Raw genomic sequence first — 24844 nt, 5'->3', positions numbered from 1 at the left:
GAGGGTGGAACGGAAACTGAGGCGCCTTGGTGTCGCACGAAAAGCGGCGGCCCGGTTCGCGAAGTTTTTCTACGTCTCCATGATCACCATGTGCGGACTGTTCGGGCTGTTTTTTGTTATCCCGCAGGAATTGTTCGAGCCGATCGCCATTGCCGGGAAGATGCACGCGGACACCCGGTATGGTACTCTTCTGCCCGCTGTTTTTATCATACGTCGGTGACCGCCGGTCCGGGCGCTGAAGTGTAATCCTGTACGATACGGATGTTGGAGAGCCTGCCGTCCGCTTCGTGACAGGATGGGAAATTTGCTGCACGAGATACATCTCTCCCCGGGCCGGCGTTAAACGGACAATCGCGGTACCGGGCAGCAGGTACCGGGTGCTAAAAAAAAGGGATGGAGGTTTCGAAGAAAAAGACCAGGGAAATGGTGATGGATGAATGGATGTTTCAGCAACGAACAGGAAGACCGGGGCCGGCCCGGATGCGACAGTAACCGGCGCGGCCGGAACAGACATTGAGAACGAAGAACTGGAATGGGGGAAGCGCCATATCCCGTGGGAACCACCTGTGTACCTGGCGGACCGGGTGACCGCGCTCCACGATATCCCCCTGGCACCGGGCCTGTGCGTGCTGCTACGCCGGCGGCCGCACCGGAAGATCGTACGGCCGCGACCGGATTTTTGTGCAGGAACCGTACCGGATGACGGGGATGAGGATGCATGACCCGGGGGCCACTCCCAAAGAAAGCGATCGATGAGGCCCTGCCCGTTGCACAGGCCCGGGGCATGGTCATCCTCTGCAAACCCGGGGCGGGGAGCGTGTGCGACTTTGCGATCGCGGGCACGGCCCTGACCCCGCTTGTCCGGGTGAAACGGAGCCGGAGGATCCACTGCCCGCTGCCGGAGATAGAGTCGCAGTTTGCCGAACCGCTCGCACGGCTCCGGCTCGTGCCCATTACCGCAGAACGGTGCCGGGAGCTCTGGGTCTGCGGACAGTACGGAGCTCTCCGGTTCTTCCGTGTCGGCGATGCCGGTCTTGTCGAGATCGACCGGGACGGGAGACCGCTGGCGGGTAACTGACAGGGGATGACTAGGAGAGGGAGATCCGCTGCCCCCAGAGCTACCCCGGAGACACAGGTGTGCCGGGTCCTGAAGGGAGACACCTTCAGATCTCTTCATTTCAGGCCCCGTTTACCCTTTTTTGGGACAAAAATAAGTCAGTTTCGCAAAAAAACAAGTCAGTTTCCCGGGTTTTTCACCGTTTTTCCCGGAATTTACGACGGAGAATTCGGAACCGGCACCAAGCGTAATTAGGCTTGTTTGGAGAGAGGATCGGGAAGGGGGATGTGGGTCAGCACGTGGGGAAAACAGAGGGATTGAGACGGGGACTATTGCCCCGGTAAAGGGGTGCCGGGAACAAAAAATGATCATCCCCTGACAAGGGGATCTGCAATGCCTCGGCCCATCTTCGGTTTTTTTATGCCGGGAAAAATCCCGTACCCTGCGGTCCACCGTTCAGGGAACCGGGCAGATCGCAACGGAGTCTCCGGTCTCCCCATCGGAGCTGTGCATGAGACAAAAAAAACAGAACATGCACCGGAGGAAGGGTGCACGTTAGTATGCGCTCACTTCGATCCCGACAACACTCAGGCTCACATGGACCGGCTGTGACTGGTAAATATCATACCGGTAAACCCGGTACGTGATTCCGCGAACAGATCGGTGTTCTTACAAGCCGTCACGTTTGAGTGCAAAAACGCGGCATTCCCACTGCGCAGGGTCGCGTTCCTGAATGCAGATACCGCACCGGAACCCGTCACATCAATCGGGGAGTCTTGCGTACCAGATCTGGTGCCTGCCATTTTAGCAGAGAGGATCTCATTTGTTCACCAGCAACAGGATTTCGGTGTTGCAGCAAGAAAACGGTGTAAACGTGATGAACTACACAACACTAGCACTCACGAGATAAAAAACACAAACATGACCAGCGCCGCAAGCAGCAGGACAATACTGTGCTTAAAACCGCACAGGATACTGTTTGAACTGAACTGGCCGGCCATGATCCCCGAGAACGCACCAAGGATGATCCCGATCCGGAACATATCGGTCGTGTTACCTGCGATATCCATCGTGACGTTCTGCCCTTTGAAACTGGCAAGGAACGGGACATTGAGCTGGTATGCCGTATAGAGATAGATCCCAAAGGAGAGGTAGATGATCATCACATAAACGATGGTCGTGTTCTCCCGCTCGCTCTTGAGTTTGAGATAATGCTCGAAATCAGTAATAGCGATCATGAAGATCTGGCGCAGGTTGGTGGTGATCTCGCTTGCCCGGACAAGCAGGGAAATCGCACGTTTGACCGAGACAAGGCCGATCCGCTCTTCCATCCTGACAAGCGCCGAGTTCACATTGACACCGGCGCTCATGTCACGGGAGGCACTCGATAATTCAGAACTGAGCAGCCCGAGTTTTGCACCGGAAATCCTGTGAATGGCTTCCTGGATGGTAAGGCCGATATCCTTCATGTCAGACAGTTCGCGCAAAAATTCAGGAAGATGCGACTCTACGTTCCTGACGTACCAGCGTCTTCCCTCGTACGCGATTGCAACGGGTGCCATAAACCCGATGATGAACAGGCAGATGACGGCCTCAAACACGTTATGCGGGAAAAGGCTGTCAAATGTACCCCCCATCCAGAAAAGGGCGATGATACAATCGATGATACCGCCCGCAATAATGCCGTAATCATAGGTCGTGATGTATGCACGCAGGGGATGGCGGATCAGGTTGAAGATACGGTTTCGTTCTTTCTGCGCTGTGATACGTTTATAGAACACTTCATCGTCATGGGATACTTCGGGCGACGAAGCAGCAGGCTTTTCGGGAATGGACGAACCAAAGTTGTATTCCACCGTCTCCTTATGGGTGACCTCAAGGTTCTCGGGAGGGAGCATGATCGAGAGCAGCCAGATCATAATGATAGCACCGGCCGGTATGGCGATATACATCAGCGGGACGATCCAATTCATGGAATTCTGGTTGGTCATGCCCTGCGCCACAATCATGATGATGAGCGCTATGGGCCCGGCCACGAATGCGGAGACATATACCTCTGCCATGATCTCGATGGTTTTTAAGACCAGGTCGAGTTCCTGCTTGGCCCGTTCCCGGTAAAACTCGGTCTTTGCCGCGAGATACGAAGAGATGTCCCCGCCGCTGTCAAAGACGATCCCGAGGTCATTTAAGAAATCCCGGAGATTGGCCGATGGCGTGATGCGCTGGAGATCCCGCATCGCAGTGATCAGGTCGTCGCCGAAGACTTCCACATTCCTCACGATGACCCCGAACTCCTTTGAAACCTCGCCGAACATGTCCCGCTCCTCGTAAACCTTGCGGATGATCTCAAATGGCGGCATGGTGGTTGAAAGAGCCTGCATAAAGGAGATTGCATACGGGAGGTCAAGTTCGATCTTGCTCTTTCGTCCCTGCGCCACGATCGCCGGGTAATAGATCTGGACAACGTAAATCCCCGGGACAAGGATACAAAAGAGCAGGAGCCAGAAGAAAATATTTCCTGATGTGACAGATCCCATCTCAAGGGTGAAACCTGAAAAAGCAAAAAATGCTGCAAGTACGATGAAAATAAGGAGCGATGCGGCGAGGTTGATGTGGATGGTGTGGAGATACCGCCCGACCGTTACCGGCATGTGCGCAGACCGGAGGGTCTTTCTGAGATCTGCACCGAATGCAACCATCTCATACCGGGTGAGCCGTTCCTCGATCCCGTTGAGTGCGCTGATGGACAGGTTCATGTCAGTCACTCATATTGTGGATGGCGTTTGCCAGATCCCGGATATCCGGCGGCCTGACCTCAAGCGCCCACGTGAAGAACTCCTCCCGTTTCTGTAACTGGCGCTGAACCTCCTCTAACGACCATCCCCGGTGAGTTGCAATATCCGCAAGAACACGCGAGTGTTGTGCTACCTTCTTGAAGGTGTCACTTTCCATATCCCATTCATAGAGCGGAGTCGACAGGATCTCCCCGTTTGAATTAACATCGATCTCATGGATGGATACGCAGCGCCGGATACGGGTGTTCCCGAACGAGTACAGCGACTGGATGACAAACAGGTCAAGCGCGGAAAACATCACAGGAGAGACGTTGATTGGATCATGCGTCAGCCGGTTGATCGCTTCCTGGACGCTCCCGGCATGGATGGTCGAGAGGGTGGCGTGCCCGGTGTTCATCGCCTGGAAGAGCGTCTGCGCCTCGTGCCCCCTGACCTCTCCCACGATAATGTATTCAGGTCGCTGCCGCATGCAGGCTTTTAAGAGCGAGAAGAGATCGATATCGTCTCCCTTGACACCGGAAGCAATGAGCTCACGGGTCTGGGTAGGAAGCCAGTTCTTGTGAGGCAGCTGGATCTCCCGGGTATCCTCCAAAGAAACGATCTTTGCATTCTGCGGGATAAAGAGTGAGACCGCATTCATAGTCGAGGTCTTGCCGCTCGCCGTACCGCCAGCGATGATCATGCTTTTGTGGTGCTCGATGGCCAGCCAGAGGAATGCGAGGATCTCCGCATCGTAGGTCTTAAGGCTGATGAGATCGAGCGGGGTCATGGGCTCCTCCCGGAACTTCCGAATAGTAAAAGAACTGCCTTTCGTGGAGACAACATCGCTGTAGGTGATCTGGATACGGGAACCATCCGGGAGGGTGGCATCGACCATGGGGTTTGAGAGCGAGACCTGCTTGTTTGCTTTCTGGGCAATTTTTAAGACAAACTGGTTGAGTTCCCCCTCCGAGAATACAACGCTCGTTGGCAGGCTCCCGTAGACCCGGTGGAAGATAAAAACCGGGAGGTCTTTTCCGTTACAGCTCATATCCTCGATCGCGGGATCTTTCATCAGGACATCAAGGGGCCCATACCCGGAGAGATCGCGTTTGAGGTAATAATACAGGATGGCAAGACGTTCCTCTGAAAGCACCGGGTCAAACTGGCAGAAGACCGGATAAATGACCGATGGGTTAAGGTGCTTGTCCAGATTGTTCTCGGTATCATCGTAGATGATCACGTCCCGCAGGTACGTGTAAGTCTCCCGGAGAATGGTCTTTTCCCGGGCGGAGAGGGGCGGTTCGATGATGTTATAGGTGAACCCGGCATTCCCCTGCCGCACGATTTTTACCGATGAATAGGGGGGCGTTACCTCATAGCGGGTGAGCAGGCCGTGCTCGGTTTTTTTCGTGTCGTGCTGCTCCGTTTCATCCGGGACTACCGGTTCAATAACGGGTTTTGGTGAGAAACGTTCAGGGATTTTCTTTTCAGGCACCGGTGGTGCCGTATCCTGCATATCAGGCAAGGCAGATGGGAAAAACCGTATCCGGGCCGATATTACAACAGGTACCAGTGTGGCAAGCGAGAACACGGACAGCACAGCAAGTAAAAAGAGCGGCATCTCCACGAAAAGGACGAGTACACCGGTTCCGATGGCGAGCCCGGCGATTCCTGTAAAAAGAAGAAGACTCTTGCGGGTTGACCGGGACAGCGCAGCGATGGCCTGGCGATACGGTACCAGAAGTTTTTCAGGGATTACCAGGCGTATCTTTTTCCCTGGGGCCTCCGGGGAACCTATGGGTTCTTTCCGGGATGCGTCCGTATCTGTATGGAATAACCGGGAAAAACCTGAAAACCGGCTACTCTGAAGTATGACGAATACTCCAATAATGCCCCAGATAAGTATCAGCGCCATGACCCACTTTCAGACATAAATCCGGGAGGTATACCAAAGCCAGTACACCGCATCTCCGGTAGAAAATGATCCCCCGGTTTATCTTCTACTACCAATTGTGCACAGCCAATAAAATACCATTCTATTTTAACCTTTATGGATTGTTTATCTTTTTTAATTTACATAAATCAATAAATTGAAGTCTTAATGGCTGTTAATCACGCGTTTGTTAACGTCATTTGAATTTTTAATGGGATTTGATGTTCCAGGTTTCAATTTTTTTATTGAGATCATGCGTTTTTATACAATACAAGAGCGCACGAAAGAGGAATTCCTGCCCCGAAAGCGAAGTATTCTGTAAAAAGGAATTTCCTGCACAGGTCAGAGAGAACGCCCCCGTTCTTTTCCCAGCCACGTTTCACTCTCGTACGCTGCTGCGATCAGGTTTTTTGTGTAGGGATCCTTTGGGGTCTTCAGGACATCCCGCGTCGTTCCCTGCTCGACAATGGCTCCTTTATGCATCACCGCCACGGTATCGCTCATCTGTTCAATAATCTGGAGATCGTGGGAGATGAACAGGAGCGTGAGGTTTGTTTTCTTCTGCACCGATTTTATCAGGCTGAGCACCTGTGCCTGCACGGAGAGATCGAGCGCTGCGGTGGGCTCGTCTGCAACGATAAACCCGGGATTAAGTGCGAGGACCCGGGCAAGTGCCACACGCTGTTTCTGTCCGCCCGATAGCTCGAACGAATACCGGCCGGCAAGGTCCGGCTGGAGCCCGACCTGTTCGAGGAGTTCAAGGATACGGTCTTCCTCTTCCTGCGGCCCGACAAGATTCCAGATTTTCATCGGTTCAGCTACACAATTCCGCACGGTCATCCTCGGATCAAGCGAGGTATCCGGGTCCTGGAATACGATCTGCATCCGGGGCCGGATCTGTCGCAGTGCTGACCGGGACAACGCAGTCAGGTTCACACCATCAAACCGTACCATTCCGCTCGTTGGTTCTATGAGCCGAAGCGCGATCCGCCCAAGCGTGGTCTTTCCGCTCCCGCTCTCTCCCACAAGCCCGAGAGACCCGCCTTTTTTTATCGAGAGGGAAACATTGTTTACCGCAATGGTCTTTTGCCGGCGAAGGAACCCTTTTGTGTAGACCTTTGTGATGGCGTCAAGTTCAATCATAGCAAAAACACCGGACCTGGCGTGTACCGCTGACGTCATTAAGCGGCGGATGACGGGTGCTGCACCGGTCTGTTGCGGCCGGGCATCGTGCACAAAACCTGCACCCTTCCGGCAGGTATGCCGGCGAGGGACTCATGCCGGGGATGGGATGCAGTCCTGCGGAGGGAAGCGAAGCGAGGAGTCCCTGCGTATAAGGATGCATGGGCATAGAAAGGAGATCGTGAGTCGGGCCAATCTCTACAATCTCTCCGGCATACATCACGGCAATCCGCGTGCAGAGGAAATACGCGGTTCCCATATCGTGCGTGATGAGGAAAAGCGTCCGGTCTGCCATCTGTTGTTTTATCAGGACGAGAATCTGTGATTTCACTCCTGCATCCAGTCCTGATGTCGGTTCATCGGCAATGACAATATCCGGCTGGCAGGCAAGGGCGATGGCGACCAGGATCCGCTCCCGCATCCCGCCGGAGAACTCGTGGGGATAGCGTTCAGCGGCGCGTTCAGGTTCGTCAAATCCCATTGCGGCAAGCAGCCGGACCGCCTCGGCATGTGCCGCTTTTGCAGGAAGGATCTGGTGGATCAGGAGCGGTTCTGCAATCTGGCTCCCCACGGTTTTAACCGGGTTGAGGGTGTTTGCAGAGTTCTGCATAATCATGGCGATCTCTTTTCCGCGTATCCGCTGTATATCCGGTTCTGCTGCCTGAAGGATGTCGTGTTCCCGGTACCGGACAGCCCCGCCGATCCGGGCATTTTTCGGAAGGAGTCCCATCACTGCCATGCCAAGGACGGTCTTACCGCACCCGGATTCCCCGATGAGGGCGACATGGTCCCCCCGGGCAATATCAAGATTGACCGTTTCCACGGCACGGATACATTCAGAACGGGTCGAAAACCGGACGCTCAGGTCCTCAATGCTGATCAGGTTCATCCGCTGCCTCCTGATGGGGGTACCGTCATTTGTTCCGGGCTCATATCCGGTTCACCCCGACCCGGGGGTTGAATTTTTCCTCGAAACTATATCCAATCAGCGCAAGCGCAAGGGAGATGCCGATGACCGCGATTCCCGGCGGAAGGAGCCACCACCAGAGACCGAGGGCCATACCCCCGGAGGTATACGAGTTCTGGATCATCGTTCCCCAGTCAACGGTTGTCGTATCCCACAACCCGATGAAACTTAAGCCCACCCCCATCACGAGCATGCGCTGGGAGGATGAGACGAATTTCATCATGACCACCGGCATAACGTTTGGCAGGATATGCCGGGACATGATGTGGAAATCCGAGGCGCCGATTGCACGTGCTCCCTCCACGAAATTTGTCTGGGCAATGGAGAGTACCTGCGCCCGGATGATGCGGATGCCATAGATACTGCCAAGAATACCCATCAGGAGACTGATCTGCAGGACTCCCGGGGAAAAAAACGCAGTAAGGACAATGAGCAGGGGAAACATCGGGATCGGCATGAAAATGTCGATGGCTCTCGATACGATCTCATCGAGCAGGCCGCCGTAATACCCGATGACGATCCCCACACTGGTGCTGATCAGGACCGCCAACAGGGCAGAGCAGAACCCGAAGAGCAGGGTGATGCGTGCCCCGTAGACCAACTGGCTGAAAATGTCCTGCCCGAGATCGTTTGTTCCGAGCGGATGCCCGGTGCCGGGAGATTGCAGGGCGGCGCCGGTAATTTCTGTTGGACTATACGGGGTGAGTAAAGGTGCACAGAGCGCGATCGCAATATAGGCGCACAGGACTGCAACACTCCCCCACAGGATGATCTTCCTAGACATCTTTACCCATCCTGATCCGGGGATCGATAAGGGAGGAAAGGACATCGGCGACAAGCATTGCGGCAATCGAGAGGAAGGTATCTAAAAGGAAGATTCCCTCAAGAAGCGGCAGGTCGCGCATCCTGAGCGCTTCTGTTGTCAGGAGCCCGATCCCCGGCCAGGAAAAAACCGTCTCGATGAACACGTTTCCCATGATGATTGCAGCGAACTGGAACGTGGTGATCGTGATCATGGGGAGCAGGGCATTTTTCAACGCGTGGTTCCAGAGAATCCCGCGCTCGTCAAGCCCTTTTGCCCGTGCGGTGGTGATATATTCCTCGCCGATGACCGAGATCATCGAATTCCGCATCACGTAGTAGTTCCCCGTCGCGATGAAAAATGTCATAAGGGCGATGGGCAGGACCGCGTGGTAAAGCACGTCGGGGATACTGATCCCGGATGTCAGGATGCTGATGCTCGTGTACCCCCCGAGCGGGAACCACTTGAGATAAAACGCAAAGACCATCACTGCCATGATCGCCCACCAGAACTCCGGAATGGCCCGGATCGCGATCATGATATTGAAGAGGGCGAGATCCTTTTTTCCCCCGGATTTCCAGCCCGACCGTGCGCCAAGCACCGTGCCGATAAGGATCCCGAGAATAGTTGCGGGAATAAGGAGAACGAGCGACCATGAAAGTTTTTCCACGATCAGAGAGAAGACCGGGACGGAATAGGCATAGGAATATCCCCACTGTCCCTGCAGGATGTTCGAAATGTACAGGAGGTACTGTTCGGTCAGTGGAAGGTCAAGCCCGAACTGGTGATAGAACTGCATAACGGTCTCCTTCGGGAGGGCGTTTGTGAGGGAGAGCAGGTAATTGGTGATGTAATCCCCGGGCATCAGGTGCAGGAGGAAAAACGTGATAGTGACACTGACAAAAAAAGCCGCTCCGCTGTAGCAGAGTCTTTTTGCGAGATAATTCCCGGATATCACACGACTGCCCTCACGGTATGCGGTTTTGTCTTGTGCTGCATCTCAATTTTAGTCCCGGTGATTCATTGTCCGTTCGTCACGCACTTTTTCACGGTGATGGAAGTTGCCTGTTACTCTGGCAGGAAAACGGGACAAGGGAGAAAAAGCTGGGTCCTGGTGCTTCATCCCGTTTCCTCCCGAAAGTTACGATGAATGCACCGGTGTCAGGTTGGTGAGCACTTTTGGATCGAGAACACCATGGTATCCCGGCCCGATATCCCAGCCGGTGAACCGGTCCGACCGGTATGCAACGATGGTGTCGGTTGTGCAGACCGGGACGGATGGTATATCCCGGGCGAGAAGTTCCTGCATCCGGTAGGCGAGCGATTTGATCTTCGTCTGGTTGGGAGTATTCTGGATCTGGCTGACGAGCGCGTTGTATTCAGGATCATTGTAATTATAATAATTCTTGTCCTGGGTGGGTGTGACGGCAAAATTCACCAGTGAATCGGCATCGTCGTGCAGCGTCACGGGGAACCCGTCGATAAAGACCGCGTTCTTGTTGATTGCCGTCCGGTACTGGGTCTGGTCGTCATAGGAGAGCGTGCTCACGGCAATTCCCAGTTTCTCCCAGTCATTCTTTAAGACGGTCACGATTTTTTGTTCGCCACCGTTTGGTGCACCCTTTCCCCCGAGCGGGATGGTGACAGTCACGGGCTTCTTATCCGGGCCGATAAGGTCGCCTTCCGTGTTCGTGGCAAATCCTGCACCCGCGAGGATCTCCGCCGCCTTGGTCAGGTTGTAATCGTACATTCCAACTTCCGCCGGGTTGACGTAATCCCCGGCAAGGCCTGGGATTAAAAAGGTGGTGTCGGTAGTCCGGCCGGTCCCGAACAGGTTACTGATGGTGTCCCGGTCAATGGCATGACTCATCGCGTGGCGGAACGCGGAGTTGTTTGCCGGGTACTGGTTCATGTTGAACGCGACTTCATAGGCTCCCGTGTCGTTGATCGTGTAGAGCCCGATATTTTTCTCTCCTTTAAGGCTTCCTGCAACGGCAGGGGTAATACCGCTTACCACATCGATATCGCCGTTTTTGAGTGCCAGTACCTTACTGTCTGCATTGGTGATCACCGTGAGGATGACACCGGAAATTTCCGGGACCGTTCCATAATACTGATCATTGACGGTATATGCGAAGTAGCCGGCTTCTGCATTTGAAAATTTAAAGGGACCCGTACCGATGAACTGCGTATCCTGGTAGTGCTGGGGGTCGGTAATGTTCTCCCAGAAATGTTTCGGGGATATGGTGATCCCCGGCTGACGCGAGATCTGGTCAAGGAACCCGGAGTATGAAGTTTTCAGGGTGAAGACTGCCGTGTGATCGTCAGGGCACGAGATGGACTGGACATCCTTGAACACAAATCCAAGAGTGAGGTTTTTTGCCTTCATGTAATCGTTGGTGAACTTTACATCTGCGCACGTGAAGGGAACGCCGTCATTCCATGTTGCGTTTTTTGCGAGGTGGAATGTCCAGGTCTTTGCATCGTCAGAAACCTCCCACGTCTCCGCAAGAGCCGGTGCAAATTTGCCGTTCGGAGCCTTAATCACCAGCCCTTCGTAGGCAAGACCACTCGCTGGCACACCGCCTTTCTGCATGACGCTCGTATAGGTCAGCGTGGAGGCGGAATCGACCGGGATGATGACGCCGGTAGTAGATATGTGCGTCTGGTTTCCTGTTCCTGCGGCTGATGATGCGTCACTTACACACCCGGAGATGGCACAGTATACCAGGATGGCACCGGCACACAGGACAAAAAAAATACTGGTGCACCGCTCGTTTTGCAGCATGGAATGATTCATCTCTAAAAACCTCGGACGTCCTGTAATCACGGAATCGTAGTGATCATTCAGATCCGGAGTTATTTAACAATTTTTCTTTAATCTTTCTGGAAAGTACATCATTAGAAATTTACAATGCGGGTTGAACAGTCCCGTTTCAATAGTAATCGGGATTTTTAGTGCGGTCCTTTATTTCAGATGGGATTAATACCCCCAAACCCGGGGGAGTGATAATCACTCAATGTCCATGAGGATACTTTAGAGAATTACTGATTACACCGGATGAGAAGCCTCCGGAACAGGTTTGACCCCGGAAAGACCCGTGTACCCTGGCAGCGTTCTTTTAGCCCGGGGTCCTGCCAGGATTTTTTTATGACCATGGGTACCTGCGCGGGAACCGTCCCTGAGATCCGGGGATACACCCCGGTACATATCCCGATGTTTATATTTTATGATTAACAATTTTTAAAAATAAACCGTTTTAACAAAACTTATAAGATCGTGCGTACAATTTTGAAAAGATCAACATGGGTTCAGCACACGATATCATGCAGACATTTGCATACAAGGAGATCCGTGCACATTTCAGGGAATATGATGGATGGGAGTGTAAAGAGGTTCCATCGCCGAGTACTCGCGATATGACCTGCATCCTTTCCCGGGAGGTCCGGGGAAGGAAAGAGTCCGTGGCTCTTGTGGTGTCCTACGATGAAGAGCCATCCACGCTGTCGCTTGAGGTATTGGCCGCCTCCTTAAACGGAAAGGCACTCAAAGGACAGTACCTGATCGTCCCGAAAGCCGCCAACGTTTCGGCCATCCCTGAGCCGGTTCATGTCATCACCATGGATGCGTTCGGGTTTGTGGAGGGAAAACTGGTCTGGCTCACAAAAAAGAAGAACGCAAAGCACTACCCGCAGCCCGAAACGCCGGCGAAGGCGGAAGCTGCCGTTTCGGCCTGCGAGCCTCACGTGGCGTGAAGAGGAAAGCATCCGGAAAAAGGGTATTCCGGGTAATCTCCCCGGTCTGCCAGTTTTTTTTATTTTTCGCAAACGCTGGTGAACTTTGTCATGAAAATTTTGAAAACTTCAGACGATGGAGCCGGCAAATGGAAATTTGAGTTTGGAGTGCAAAATTTTCATTGCTTTGGTGCGAAGTCTTTGACTTCATGCGGGTTTTTTTGGAAAGTTCACCAACCTTGCCGGACTTTTTTATAAAATCCCGGTAACCTTGTTGGACTATTTTCAAAAAGTCCGGTAACTTTGCCGGGCAATTTTAGAAAAGTCCGGTAACCTTGTTGGACTATTTTGAGAAAGTCCGATGACTTTGCCGGGCTTTTTTTGGAAAGTCCGGTAAAGTCCCTTGGCAGATCAGGAGTGGAAAGGTGTGTTTTTGACCCTCTTTTTTTCCGGAAAGTTCGATAACGTTGCCGGACAATTTTTAAAAAGTCCGGGAACTTTGGCGAGATTTTTAGAAAATTCCGGTAACCTTGTTGGACTATTTTCAAAAAGTCTGATAACTTTGGTGAGCTTTTTTAGAAAAGTCCGATAACTTCACTGGACTTTTTCCGGAATTGCCTGCCCGGGGCCCGGAGTTTTTCGGAAAAGAGCGGGGTTGGCCGCACGATCTGGCGGGCTTTGGAAACGGGTTGAGAAGATGGGGGCTGTCGCCCCATATCCCCACGAGCGAGCAGTGCCGCCGCCTCAAGGGATCAGGTGAGCGCACGTTCATTTGAGATTGCCGGCCATCCCCTGTTTGATCATCTCCATTGCTTCCTGGATTGTCTCCCTCGCATCCTCGCGCTCAATCCGGTAGAGTTTCTGTAAGGGGCCAAGGGCCCGGGGATCCCCGAGCATGCCCAGTGCCCAGGCAGCTTTTAACCGTACCCGTGCATCGTCATCCCACAGGGTGTCGATCAGCGGCTCTACGGCCCGGGGATCTCCCAGCCGTCCCAGCGCTTCCGCCGCATTCCACCGCGTCCCTTCATTATCGTCGGAGAGCTTTTCAACCAGGATTTTAAAAGTGTTCGACGTAATTTGTCACCTTCACCCGGGGGTTTGATTCTATGTAGTGCAACCTTCCCGGAACAAACACCGCAAAACCCGGGAAAAACAAATGTATCCGGAAACACCGGATCGATCTCCCCCAATCCAAAAATCCAAAAAGAAAAAATCCGGGCCTGTTCCTGGATAAAAAAATTACTCCATCCCATAGGGCTTATTTACCCGGAGGCAGTGCGCCAGATCGGCAAGGATCGGCTCGATCGCTTTCTCCCTGCGGTACCGCTCCGCCATCTGCTCGGCAAGGCTGCCCTTATGGATCCGGCTCTCAATAACCGGAAGGTACTGCCGCTCTTCAGCGGTTGCCTTCTGCCATGCACAGCGGTACAGCGCTTCAAGTTCCGGCCGGAGCCCGGCCGTGCCCTTCTCTATCGCCGTTTCCGTGAGTGCGAGCAGCGCGTCCTGGTCGCTCTCGACCGGGAGCGTCGGGCAGCGCAGGAGCGAGGTCACCAGCGCAGCGACTGCCATATCGGAGCGGACGCACTCCTGTTCGTCCGGCGCCTTGATCTCCAAGCAGCCCCGGGAGAACCGGATGATAATCCCGCTCGAATTCAGCCATTCCTCACAGAGGATCCCTGCATCCCGGGCCCGGAGTTCTTTATAAATCTGTTCCTGCGCCTTCTGGTACTCCGCCACCGACCTGATCCGCTCCGGGATGATACCGTTACAAATCTGCGGGATCTCCTTCTGGTTCTCCCGGTAATAGATGAGCCGGTTATCCATTGTCCCGGTCAGACTGCCCTCCACCATGGGGGAAGATGCCGTGAGCGCAACAAGATACGGGAGAAGGGTGCGGATCCGGTTGTACTGCATGAGCAGGTCTTTTTCTCCCGCGTACGAGAGGTTGACCTGGAGCGCCTGGATGTTGAGCCAGCCGTGCTGATGAATATTAAAAAGCCGGTCATAGGTCTCGTAGTACTCCCCTTCATCGTGATCCCAGACGGCAGTCCGGTCGAGCGTCACGGTAGGATGCATCCCGAGCCCGAGAAGGTGATACTGCGTGGGGAAGATATGGTAGAATTTCCTGATCCCCGCCATGAGCATCGCTTCGAGCGCCACCGGGCCGGATGCCGGTACACGCGGGAGAAATTCGAGCACGTGTTTCTGGAGTTCCTTCCCGAGTTTTGTCTCACCAAAAAGGATCTCGCTCTCAAAACTCCCGCAGATCGATTTGATGATCTGGTCGGAGACGGGAAGTGCCGTAAAATGTGCGTCGTTCACCGAGTATTCGTGTTCTGTACCAATCGTCATACGTACCGGGGTCCCCGGGGGATCTCCACAACCAGATCCGTCTCGGGCTCGTCAATCCGGTTGATCTCCGCGATCTCTGCATCCGTGAGGTGTGCGACGAGATGTGAGATATTCTTCAGGGCCAGGTCGTACTGCTGCCCGTACGCCTCGGGAACCTCTTTTAAGAGCGTGACGATAGGGCAGATAGACGCGTGCTTTAAGAAGATCCGGATCGTGTCGCCTTCCACATCGAAGGTAAACGGCCCAGCCCGGCAGGTCTCAGGTTTTATCGCGTGGATCATGCACATGCCGTCCTTCATGAGGATGCAGGTATTGTCGGGATTTGTCCGGAGCCTTCGGTACCCGTTGGTCTCAAACGCAGCCGGGGATACTCCCGCTGCGATCAATCTCTGGTGGCAGTTCATGGATATGGGGGGATGCGCGTCATCGCAGCAGTGCCCCCCGCATTTCATACAGATATCTTCAGCCCGAAGCGGCCAGTTTTCCGTCACTATTTATCACGCTGCAAAAAGGTGGTCGATGATCCGTTCGTAGACCTGGGGATAACAGGCATCCTCACCGCTCTCAAGCGACGGGTTGTCGTTTACCTCAATCACACGGGCATCGCCGTTGTTGTTCTTGATATCTACGCCATATAGTCCATTGCCGATCGCGTCTGCCGCGTCAATCCCGAGCTGGATGACATTTGGCGGCACCGCAATCTCGGGCACGCTCTCCACGCCGCAATACACGATATGACCGTTCACGGAGGCCTGGATCTTAAAGGTTACCGAGGGGATCGTGTACTTACAGGCATACAGGAGTTTCCCGCCAAGCACACCGACCCGCCAGTCGTACGTGCTCTCTACGAACTGCTGGACGACGATCCAGTCCGACATCTTGATAAACCGTCGGGCGACCCGGAAGAACCCGGCGATGTCCGTGACCTTTTCGACCCGGAGAGAGAACGAGGTCGAGGGTTCCTTGACGATCAGCGGCGTCCCCAGCGTATCGAAGAGCTGCGAGACCCGTTCGACCGAGAGATCGTTTTTCGAGAGGAAGACCGTCTTCGGGAGCGCGACGTTCTTTTTCTGGAGGTGGGAGTACATGTTGATCTTGTCGCCGCAGATCTGGATGGAATCCGAGTCGTCGATGACCGGGATGCCGTGGAAGTCGGCCATGCGGGCGGCGACGTACGTGATATTCATCGGGTCGGTCCGGGCCCGGATGAAGAGCGCGTCCATTTTCGGGATCTTGTTGATGTCGACCGGGAAGAGAAACTCCACGTCATGTCCCTGATTCTCAGCCACGTCCCGGCAGTGGATCAGGGCGCTGAGCTGCTCGGCGTTGGAAAGGGTTTTTCTATCAACAAATATTCCAAGCCGGGTCATAAAAACTCCTGCTCGTCCCGGTATGCGGCAAGGAGCGCGCGCTCTTTTTCTGTGAGATGGGTGTAGCGCGTGGGTGCCAGGGACGAGAGTGCGATCTGTTTTCCGGTCCTTACAAAGACCATGCTCACGAGCGGGATGGAAAAGAGCTCGTAGATCATCGCTGCATATCCGGCGATCTCTGCACAGCTCCCCGCGGTCCGGCCAAAGACCGCCGTGCAGGTATGGATGGTTGCGCCATCGTCGAGTTTCTGGTAGCAGAACGGGTACTTGCCCTTATTCGTGATATGCTTGACGACGTCCTTTGCCTGCTCGTTGTCCTGCACGACAAAGAAGTCAGAAGCGGTGGCAAAGTAATTGAGCCCGTAGAGGATCGCCGGGAGCGGGACGTAAGCCTGCGAGATGCCCCACTCCATGACCGGGATGCCGGTAAGTTTTGCCCGCTCAAGACAGATGGGTACGACGAATGCATCGAGGACGTTGCGGCTTGACGGGTGGATATTTTCCCCGGAGAGTTCACGTTCGAGGATGGTGTAGTAGGCCTCGGTCTTATACGAGTAGTCCTCCGCGATGACATGGTATGCATGGTCCCTTCTCACAACGGCAAGGGAATCCCGGGTCATCGCCGGTTCCTTCTTTGGCACGGGGTGGGCATGAGGTACACCGGCCTCGGCCCGTGCGTGTATCTGGGAAAGGAGTTTCTCCCGCGCGGTCGCCCGTCGGTTCATGCCGGGCCGGGCCAGGGGATTTGCGGGACCTGATGCAACCGTACTCTCTGTCTGTAGCTCGTCCCCGTGCTCCCGGGGCTCACTCCATCGATCGTTCATCCGCAGATCAGCTCGTGTTCCACCCTCGCAGATGTATCCCGGGGGCCGGGGATTCCCGGTACAGATCTGCCCAGGGAACGGTGGTCCCGGGCAGAATGAGTGAACTGGGCAAAAGCATGATCCAAAAACTCACGCGCTGCATCCATTGTACAGCGTGTCATTACAAAAGAGCGGGAAAACGCGAACCGTTTAGCCACTTCATCATCGTCGTCGTTGCTGACACTGACGGTCATGTTCAACACTAATCCAGCACGAAAGTGTGGACTATTCTATCTTCCTCTATAGGTGCAGGGCTTTAAAAGAATTTTGCACGGGACCATACCTTGGGATGACTACTGTTCATAATAGGCATCACGGGGTGGGGAACGGGGTGGTTTTCGGGGACCATGCCGCGCACGGTCCGGGCGTTCATGAATGAGGACTCCCGGAGTTCGTACGAAGGTGACACCCCCCTCCCTGATATATAAGAAGGGGGTGGGAGGTCACGCTTCTAAAAAATTGGTCGGGGGGGTGGGGTACCTCTCATTTTTGCGAGTGGGGGGTACCCCACGGCCCGATCTTTTTATTTGGATAATCAGTCTGTGCCATAGATACGGGGGGATGTCAACTTACGTCCTTACCGTATATCCCCGCTCGTTGAGCACCCGGATCACCAGCTTATCCCACCGGGCGTCATCCTGCTCATTCACCGGGTCGATGCACTCCTCAAAAATACGGGAAACCAGCGGATCTTCCCAGCAGAGATACCGTGAGAACATGATCCTGCCCACCCGCCGGCCGGTACTGTTGACGATAAGCATCCTCCAGCAGCCGTAGTCCCGGCAGATTTCAGGCCGGGTCAGGTGCACCGTGCAGAACGCCTTTTCCGAGCCCGGCTGGTGCCGGAAGAACGGGCAGGCCTCGGGGAGTTTCGTAAAGATGCTCTTGTCATCATATAGAGTGTACTTATCGGCATCCACGGTCACGACATCAGACTCGTTCGTGTACCGGTTGAAGACAACGAACTCATAGTTCCCGTGATCTTCGGTGATGCTGTGCACCAGCCCAAGGTGACTGCAGCATTCCCCGCACTGCTCGCAATAAAAGACCATGCGATTTTTTAGCTCCTTATTATATTCCGGAGTAAGCAGTCTGCCTTTTTAAGAGCACCGGTATTACGTGTGCCCTGCCGGAAGGGAGGCCGGAACAGGGGAGGAAATGAGGCTTACAGGAGAGAACAATTCCGGCACGTTGTCGTAGGGGATAGTTCCCCAAGGTTTTATACCGGTCTGGTACAAAACTAATCCTGTTTCATGGATATTCTTACCATCGTCCTGACCATCGCCGGGCTCTGCCTGTTCGAGACCATCACGAGCATTGACAATGCCATTATCAATGCCGAGGTCCTCTCGACGATGTCGCAAAAGGCGCGGCGCTGGTTCCTCATCTGGGGACTGTTGTTTGCCGTCTTTGTGATCCGGGGAGCGCTGCCGTGGCTGATCGTCTGGATATCCACCCCGTCTCTTGGGCCCGTCGGGGCGCTCACCGCGACGTTCTCAAGCGATCCTGCCGTAGTCGCCGCAATCGAACAGTCTGCGCCCGTGCTGTTGATCGGCGGCGGCGTGTTCCTTATCTTCCTCTTCTTCCACTGGCTCTTTTTAGAAGAGAAGGCATTTGGTCTTCGCGGCGAGCGTTTTATCGCAACAAAAGGCGTCTGGTTCTTTGCCATTGTCTCTATCCTCCTCGCGGTCATCGTCTGGCTTGCACTTGGGAAAAACCCGATGATGGCTTTCGGGGCGGTAATCGGGTCAACCGCGTTTTTCATTGTCCACGGTTTCCGGCAGAATGCCGAAGAGCAGGAACGAAAAATGGTTTCGGGCGACATCTCGGATGTCAGCAAGATCTTCTACTTAGAGATCATCGACGCCACGTTCTCCATCGACGGCGTTCTGGGTGCCTTTGCCTTTACGATGGCAGTCCCGCTCATCATCATCGGAAGTGGTCTCGGGGCGTTCCTCGTCCGGGAAATGACAATCCGGAACGTGGACTCGATCAAGAAGTACCGGTACCTGAAAAACGGTGCGATGTACTCGATCTTCTGCCTTGGGGTCATCATGATCCTCGACAGTTTCGGCTTTGACATCCCCGCTTTTGTCTCGCCGGTTATTACGTTTGCGGTCGTCGGGTACTTCCTGTATATGTCCATCAGGGCCGGGCCGCCGACAGAATCCGCGTGAGATTACAAAGACACAAAAACTTGTCCTTGAAAAGAAGAGATTTACCGCGACCCGTATGACCGCACATGGTCACGGGAATTACGGTACGGTTCAGAAACCGGATTTTTTTCATCGTACATTCTCATATCAACCCGGCCGTACTGGTCACGGTCCTTCCCGACAGGACAGACCTTGATACAGCACCCGCACGGGGAAAGAAACCGCTGGAGCAGCTCCTCCGACCGGGTGGCGCATGCGATCTTGTCGGTGAGTTCCTGCGGGTAACCACCTTCACGGACCGCAGAGACCGGGCAGACCTTAACACACCTCTGGCACCGGGTACAGAGCGGGTCTTCAAGCACCCAGTCAGCAGGGAGTTCTGCAGCGGTCAGGACGGAGGTAAACCTGACCCGGGGGCCGTACTGCGGGGTGAGAAGCATGTTGTTGAGCCCGAAGTTCCCGAGTCCTGCGCAATATGCCGCATGCCGGTGCGAGAAGAACGCAAACGGTTTCTCCTTAAGGACGCCAATTGACCCGTACCCGTCCCGGGGCACCCAGACCGACGGGTAGCCTTTTTCAGAAAGGAATGTCGCGATGCGATAACCGCAGGAGTCCAGCTCGGTATTGACTGTCCGGTACAGTTCATGGTACCAGAGGGAAGGGGCAGTATCCACGATGGGCAGGCTGACCGGAAACCCGATCACGATCACGGTTTTTGTCCCGGGAAAGACGGAGGCAGGCCGGAATGCCTCCGGCACCCACGGTTCAAACGGGGGATCATTCCAGCGATCAGCCGGGGCAAACCCCACGAGGGGGATGTCCATATTGTTGCATTTCCGGAGGATCTGACGCCGGAGGATCGTGCTCATGGATCAACGGTTGCATGGGTAAGAATAAGAGGTTGTCCATGGGTCATGGATATACGGGAAAAAAGAGCCGGGTGCCGGGTGCTCACCAGACGACACCATGGATAATAAACACCCAGTACAGCGCGACTGCAAAGATCCCGCCTCCAAGCGTCGCAAGGAAATTTGTTCCCGCGTTGCCCAGGTACCCCTTGTTTTCCAGAACCGCCCCGACAAGGCTGTCAAGATTGGTACCGACAAATCCCGTGATCGTGCAGATAACCATCATCCACGGAGTTATGAGGTTTAACTCCAGTGCGACGAGCGACACGACAAAACTCCCCAGTAATGAAACCAGTTCCCCTTTTAGCGAGACGCCACCGTTGGTACCGATCGGCACTTTGCGCAGCGTTGTTATCAGGTAGGGAATCCCGCCGGTCACGCCGATCTCGCTTGCCATCGTATCCGCCGCCGCTGTGGCCACGCTCCCAACGTACATCACGATAAAGATCGGCTGGACGAACACGCCATACAGCACTGCCGCCGCGCACGCAACAATCCCGTTTGCAAAGACGTTCCTGTACCCCCGCGCCCCGCTCTGGCCCTGCTCGACGCCAATCCGTTTCTTGTACTCGAACTTGTACCGGGTGCAGACCGAACCGAGGATAAAGAACGAGAGCATGACAAGCAGCCATGTAGCGTCGGCAAAGACCAGCAGGATAACCCCGACAAGTGCAATCGAGAAGAGCCCCGAGAGGTCGGCAGTCTTCGCCCGGAACGCGAAGTACCCGAAAACAAATGCGATGGAGACCGCGACAACAACAATCTCAATGTCGACCGTATAATTGAGTTCCTTTATCAGGTACATTGTCATCGCGATACCGATCCCTTCAATGACGAGCGAGTCCTCGAATTTTAACAGGATCACTTTTAAGAGCACCGCAGCGATGATACCAAAGATGACCATCAGGAAGGCTTGTTCATGGAGGTACACCATGACGAGCAGCCCCGCCCATGCTGTCGTGATGACGTAGTAAAAATACGTATTAAGATCGTCGGCCCCGGTCTGGAAGACCAGTTCGCCAAGGGTCATCATCGCAAGTGTTGTCGCAAGGACAACAAACGGGAGGAGATTGACTGCGTAGAGACAGGAAAGAATACAGAATACGTAGGCCAGGTATTTTGTACCAATGAAGCGCCAGAGGATCAGGGAAAAGAGGATAATAATAAGCGCCATCAGCCAGTGGGGTTGTACATAGGGGCCGACAAGAACTACTCCACCGGCGAGTGCCGCTGCATATCCCAGTCCCCGCTGCTTCGCCATTGTTAAAGACATTTGTTTTCAGATGTCAAGAGCCTTATCGTTATTTTCTTTTGACAAATCCCGTTTTTACTTCCCGCTTTTCTGGTATCGATACGATCACTATATTTTATAAAACGACCAATCCGGTACGGAATGGTTTCGTCTGATCAGCTGCCAAAAAACTATGATTTTGCCGTGGTGGAAGAGCGCTGGCGGAATACCTGGCGCGACGAGGACCACTATTTTGACACGAACTCGAAAAAGCCGCAGTTCGTGATCGATACACCCCCACCCTACCCGACCGGCAATTTCCATATCGGTAATGCACTGAACTGGTGTTATATCGACTTTTTCGCCCGGTACAAGCGGATGAAAGGTTACAACGTGATGTTCCCCCAGGGGTGGGACTGCCACGGCCTTCCGACCGAGGTAAAAGTCGAGGAACTCAACCACATCACGAAAAACGATGTCTCCCGCGAGGAGTTCCGGCGGATGTGCCGCGAACTCACGGAGAAGAACATTGAGCAGATGCGGCTCACGCTCCGGCGCATGGCGTTCTCCACGGACTGGTCGAACGAGTACATCACGATGACGCCGAAGTACTACTCAAAGACCCAGCTCTCGTTTTTGAGGATGCTTAAGTCAGGCTATATTTACCAGGACGAGCACCCGGTCAACTATTGCACCCGGTGCGAGACGGCGATCGCGTTTGCGGAGGTTTCCTACGAAGACCGCGAGACGCAGCTCAACTTTTTTGATTTCGACGGCGTCGAGATAGCAACCACCCGGCCAGAACTCCTTGCCGCCTGCGTCGCGGTCGCGGTGCACCCGGCAGACGACCGGTACCATAACCTGAAAGGAAAATCCCTCACGGTGCCGCTCTTCGGCCACGCGGTCCCGGTCGTGCAGGACGAGGCAGTCGACCCGAAGTTCGGGTCCGGTGCGGTCATGATCTGTACGTTCGGGGACAAGCAGGATGTCCACTGGTGGAAGCAGCACAACCTCCCGCTCAGGAAGGCCATCGACCGCAAGGGGAAGATGACCGATATATCTGGGAAATACGCCGGTCTTTCCACCACTGAATGCAGGAAGGCCATCCTCGCGGATATGAAGGCGGCCGGTATCCTCAAAAAACAGGAGAAACTGGAGCAGCGCGTCGGTACCTGCTGGCGCTGTAAGACGCCAATCGAGATCCTCTCGGGCCGGCAGTGGTTCATCCGGATCAAGCAGCAGGAGATCCGGGACGCAGCGCACCAGATCAAGTGGTATCCCGAGCATATGCTTCTCCGGATGGAAAACTGGATCGACCAGATGGAGTGGGACTGGTGCATCTCCCGGCAGCGGATCTTTGCGACCCCGATCCCGGTCTGGTCCTGTAACAAGTGCGGCGAGATCGTGGTGCCGGATGAGAAGGATCTTCCCTGCGACCCGACGCTTACAAAACCCAAGCACCCCTGCCCGAAGTGTGGCGGGAACGAGTTTACCGGTGAAGAGGACGTGCTCGATACCTGGATGGACTCGTCCATCTCGGTCTTAAACGTGACCGGCTGGGACGGTTCAGGAAAGCCGAAGATCTTCCCGGCGCAGATTCGGCCGCAGGGCCACGATATCATCCGGACCTGGGCGTTCTACTCGATCCTGCGCTCGGTCGCGCTCACCGGGAGCAAACCCTGGGACCAGATCCTCGTGAACGGCATGGTGCTCGGCGAGGACGGCTTCAAGATGAGCAAGAGCCGGGGCAATGTGATCGTCCCCGAAGAACTGGTGGGACGGTACGGTGCAGATGCGCTCCGGCAGTGGGCGGCAACCGGCGCGGCCCTTGGGTCCGATATCATGTTCTCCTGGAACGACGTGATCGCCGCGTCCCGGTTCCAGACCAAGCTGTGGAACATCGCGAAGTTCGCGCTCATCCAGCTCGAAAAGGAAGGCATCGATGAGAACGCGCCGGTGACGGCACTTGCCGACCGGTGGCTGCTTGCCCGGCTCTCCGACACGGTAGAAACGGTCAGCGCGAGGATGGAGAACTACGAGTTCGATGAGGCGCTTAAGGCGATACGGGAATTTGCCTGGGACGTGCTCGCCGACAATTACATCGAGCTTGCGAAGGGACGGCTCTATACTGAAGGCGCGTCGAGAAAGAGCGCCTGCCGCGTACTCTATGCCGCGTACGATGCGCTCTGCCGGATGCTAGCGCCGTTTATCCCGTACTTTGCCGAGGAGTGCTACTCGTATCTTAACAAGGGGAGTGTCCACAAACAGCCCTGGGTCTCGTTTACCTTTGACGATCCCGCGGCCCGGACCGAAGGCGACCTGCTTGTTAAGGTCGTCTCCGAGGTGCGCAAGTACAAGCATGACAACGGCCTCGCCTTAAATGCCCCGCTCGGGAAGGTCACGGTCTATGCCCCGCATACCGCAAACGATGAAGGGGACACGGCCCGGACCCTGAACGCGGATGTCCACTGGAGGACCGACAAGGCGCATCTCGATAAGGTGGTTTCGGGCATCGATTTCAACCGCTCGGTTGTCGGCCCGACATTCAGGAAAGATGCGGGCGCATTCATGGAAGCAGTCAAGGCGCTCCCGGCCGAAGAGCTCGCCCATCCGCTAAAAACGATAAAGGTGAACGGGAAGGATCTCGATGTTCCCGAAAATGCATTCACGCCGAAATATTCCTACGTGGAAGAGGGCGCGAAAGTTGATGTGATTACGATCGGCGATGTGATCGTGACGGTGGCGGGGAAGGAATAACTTCTTTTTTTAAAGAATTCGTTGTTGACTGTGAACGGGCCGGATTATTTATTTTTCCGGGAATCTCTTTTCAGGTTCTTTGATTTTCCGGCCTTTTTTCCGGTAGCTGCTTCCTTACTCCTGACATACAATTCCCAGGCAATCATCACCACAAGAACGAAGGCGACCACCCACCAGATATGAAGCGGGAGCAGACCGATTAGGGGAATCGTAAAGAGAGCTTTTCCCACAACCCAGTTTTTCTCCACCGGTTCGATGTTTTGAATATCACCAACCGGAAGGTACCCTCCTTCATCGCTTACTGGGTTATTGTCCCCTTTGGTGATGTACCCCCCGTGCGTCGTTACATTACCGTACCAAATAAAACCGGTCCCGTTTGACTCATACGATGCGGGCAGGCGGTAATGGTCTGTAGAGTAACTGAATCCATCACCAAGGGACGTCAGCGTGAGGTTCCCTTGCGGAGGGTTGACCCCTGTATAGAGGATCTTATAGCCTTCAACGGTTGCGTTGCTTATCTCAAGAGGGAGATACTTGGTTGGAGTCGCTGCGCCCCTATAGAAATTGAAATAATACGGTTCAGGCTCTCCCGCATCGACCCAGGTCATGGCCCGGTGGATGATTGGAGTGTGGCTTGAGAGCGGAAGCAGGCCGATCTGAGCCCAGAAATCTGTCTCACCGTTGGGGCGATAGATGATCACGTCGCCGTAATCGCCGAACTTCTGGTACCCGGTTGCATGTGCCTCATCCCAGG

The 24844-nt window shown here is 54.6% G+C and carries 21 protein-coding genes and 1 pseudogene; 6 read left to right on the top strand and 16 right to left on the bottom strand.

What is annotated here, in order from left to right; translation table 11 throughout:
- The 3 genes from WCX19_RS13225 to WCX19_RS13215 all read left to right on the top strand — a co-directional run.
- A partial coding sequence (locus WCX19_RS13225; RefSeq protein ID WP_373008903.1) for a hypothetical protein occupies nt 1–220 on the top strand: 220 nt, incomplete at its 5' end.
- Nucleotides 221–437: 217 nt separating this feature from the next.
- Entirely contained in the window at nt 438–722 is a 285-nt protein-coding gene (locus WCX19_RS13220) for a hypothetical protein (protein WP_373008901.1), read from the top strand.
- The gene (locus tag WCX19_RS13215; protein WP_373008899.1) at nt 719–1078 is read left to right on the top strand and encodes a hypothetical protein; all 360 of its coding nucleotides are present in this window, start codon (nt 719–721) and stop codon (nt 1076–1078) included. The genes WCX19_RS13220 and WCX19_RS13215 overlap by 4 nt, the downstream gene beginning before the upstream one ends.
- An 878-nt stretch (nt 1079–1956) precedes the next feature.
- On the opposite strand, the gene WCX19_RS13210 is transcribed toward WCX19_RS13215, so the two are convergent.
- From WCX19_RS13210 to WCX19_RS13180, 7 genes are all read right to left on the bottom strand, one after another.
- Nucleotides 1957–3813, bottom strand: coding sequence for a type II secretion system F family protein (locus tag WCX19_RS13210; protein ID WP_373008907.1), 1857 nt, complete (start codon nt 3811–3813; stop codon nt 1957–1959).
- 1 nt (nt 3814) lies between these two features.
- On the bottom strand, nt 3815–5749 hold the full coding sequence (locus WCX19_RS13205; protein WP_373008897.1) for a type II/IV secretion system ATPase subunit: 1935 nt from the start codon (nt 5747–5749) through the stop codon (nt 3815–3817).
- A gap of 360 nt (nt 5750–6109) precedes the next feature.
- Nucleotides 6110–6910: an ATP-binding cassette domain-containing protein gene (locus WCX19_RS13200; RefSeq protein ID WP_373008895.1), complete on the bottom strand. Its 801-nt coding sequence runs from the start codon at nt 6908–6910 to the stop codon at nt 6110–6112.
- Nucleotides 6903–7838 carry an ABC transporter ATP-binding protein gene (locus WCX19_RS13195; protein ID WP_373008893.1) on the bottom strand — a complete coding sequence of 312 codons (936 nt, stop codon included), beginning with the start codon at nt 7836–7838 and terminating at the stop codon, nt 6903–6905. Before WCX19_RS13195 ends, WCX19_RS13200 begins: the two co-directional genes overlap by 8 nt.
- A 40-nt stretch (nt 7839–7878) precedes the next feature.
- Nucleotides 7879–8700 (bottom strand): ABC transporter permease, encoded by an 822-nt coding sequence (locus WCX19_RS13190; protein ID WP_373008891.1) that lies wholly within the window; start codon nt 8698–8700, stop codon nt 7879–7881.
- On the bottom strand, nt 8693–9676 hold the full coding sequence (locus WCX19_RS13185; RefSeq protein ID WP_373008889.1) for an ABC transporter permease: 984 nt from the start codon (nt 9674–9676) through the stop codon (nt 8693–8695). The genes WCX19_RS13190 and WCX19_RS13185 overlap by 8 nt, the downstream gene beginning before the upstream one ends.
- Nucleotides 9677–9859: 183 nt before the next feature.
- Nucleotides 9860–11518: an ABC transporter substrate-binding protein gene (locus WCX19_RS13180; protein ID WP_373008887.1), complete on the bottom strand. Its 1659-nt coding sequence runs from the start codon at nt 11516–11518 to the stop codon at nt 9860–9862.
- Between the two features lie 506 nt (nt 11519–12024).
- Here WCX19_RS13180 and WCX19_RS13175 point away from each other — a divergent pair.
- Nucleotides 12025–12474 carry a hypothetical protein gene (locus tag WCX19_RS13175; RefSeq protein WP_373008885.1) on the top strand — a complete coding sequence of 150 codons (450 nt, stop codon included), beginning with the start codon at nt 12025–12027 and terminating at the stop codon, nt 12472–12474.
- A gap of 747 nt (nt 12475–13221) precedes the next feature.
- On the opposite strand, the gene WCX19_RS13170 is transcribed toward WCX19_RS13175, so the two are convergent.
- From WCX19_RS13170 to WCX19_RS13145, 6 genes are all read right to left on the bottom strand, one after another.
- Nucleotides 13222–13506: a HEAT repeat domain-containing protein gene (locus tag WCX19_RS13170; protein WP_373008905.1), complete on the bottom strand. Its 285-nt coding sequence runs from the start codon at nt 13504–13506 to the stop codon at nt 13222–13224.
- Nucleotides 13507–13692: 186 nt separating this feature from the next.
- Complete coding sequence (locus tag WCX19_RS13165) at nt 13693–14805, bottom strand: glutamate-cysteine ligase family protein (RefSeq protein ID WP_373008883.1); 1113 nt, start codon at nt 14803–14805, stop codon at nt 13693–13695.
- Complete coding sequence (locus tag WCX19_RS13160) at nt 14802–15257, bottom strand: YkgJ family cysteine cluster protein (RefSeq protein ID WP_373008881.1); 456 nt, start codon at nt 15255–15257, stop codon at nt 14802–14804. Before WCX19_RS13160 ends, WCX19_RS13165 begins: the two co-directional genes overlap by 4 nt.
- 45 nt (nt 15258–15302) lie before the next feature.
- Complete coding sequence (locus WCX19_RS13155) at nt 15303–16175, bottom strand: RimK family alpha-L-glutamate ligase (protein ID WP_373008879.1); 873 nt, start codon at nt 16173–16175, stop codon at nt 15303–15305.
- Nucleotides 16172–16999, bottom strand: coding sequence for a hypothetical protein (locus tag WCX19_RS13150; RefSeq protein WP_373008877.1), 828 nt, complete (start codon nt 16997–16999; stop codon nt 16172–16174). The genes WCX19_RS13155 and WCX19_RS13150 overlap by 4 nt, the downstream gene beginning before the upstream one ends.
- Nucleotides 17000–17607: 608 nt before the next feature.
- Nucleotides 17608–18090: a YkgJ family cysteine cluster protein gene (locus WCX19_RS13145; RefSeq protein ID WP_373008875.1), complete on the bottom strand. Its 483-nt coding sequence runs from the start codon at nt 18088–18090 to the stop codon at nt 17608–17610.
- Nucleotides 18091–18291: 201 nt separating this feature from the next.
- Between WCX19_RS13145 and WCX19_RS13140 the strand changes: the two genes are divergently transcribed.
- Nucleotides 18292–19215 carry a DUF475 domain-containing protein gene (locus tag WCX19_RS13140; RefSeq protein ID WP_373008873.1) on the top strand — a complete coding sequence of 308 codons (924 nt, stop codon included), beginning with the start codon at nt 18292–18294 and terminating at the stop codon, nt 19213–19215.
- A gap of 41 nt (nt 19216–19256) precedes the next feature.
- Here the strand turns inward: WCX19_RS13140 and WCX19_RS13135 are convergent, their stop codons facing one another.
- Together WCX19_RS13135 and WCX19_RS13130 are read right to left on the bottom strand one after the other, a co-directional pair.
- Nucleotides 19257–20063, bottom strand: a complete 807-nt coding sequence (locus WCX19_RS13135) for an epoxyqueuosine reductase (RefSeq protein ID WP_373008871.1) — start codon at nt 20061–20063, stop codon at nt 19257–19259.
- Between the two features lie 82 nt (nt 20064–20145).
- On the bottom strand, nt 20146–21363 hold the full coding sequence (locus WCX19_RS13130) for a TIGR00297 family protein (RefSeq protein ID WP_373008869.1): 1218 nt from the start codon (nt 21361–21363) through the stop codon (nt 20146–20148).
- A gap of 132 nt (nt 21364–21495) precedes the next feature.
- On the opposite strand from WCX19_RS13130, the gene WCX19_RS13125 reads away from it, so the two are divergent.
- Nucleotides 21496–24090, top strand: coding sequence for a valine--tRNA ligase (locus WCX19_RS13125; RefSeq protein ID WP_373008867.1), 2595 nt, complete (start codon nt 21496–21498; stop codon nt 24088–24090).
- Between the two features lie 44 nt (nt 24091–24134).
- On the opposite strand, the pseudogene WCX19_RS13120 reads toward WCX19_RS13125, so the two are convergent.
- Nucleotides 24135–24844: pseudogene (locus WCX19_RS13120) on the bottom strand (hypothetical protein); the annotation flags it as partial.

Origin of the sequence: Methanoregula sp., from assembly GCF_041663825.1 — an archaeon.
Lineage (GTDB): Archaea > Halobacteriota > Methanomicrobia > Methanomicrobiales > Methanospirillaceae > Methanoregula.
The sequence above is the reverse complement of the archived record's forward strand: the minus strand, read 5'-3'. Positions and strand labels throughout refer to the sequence as shown.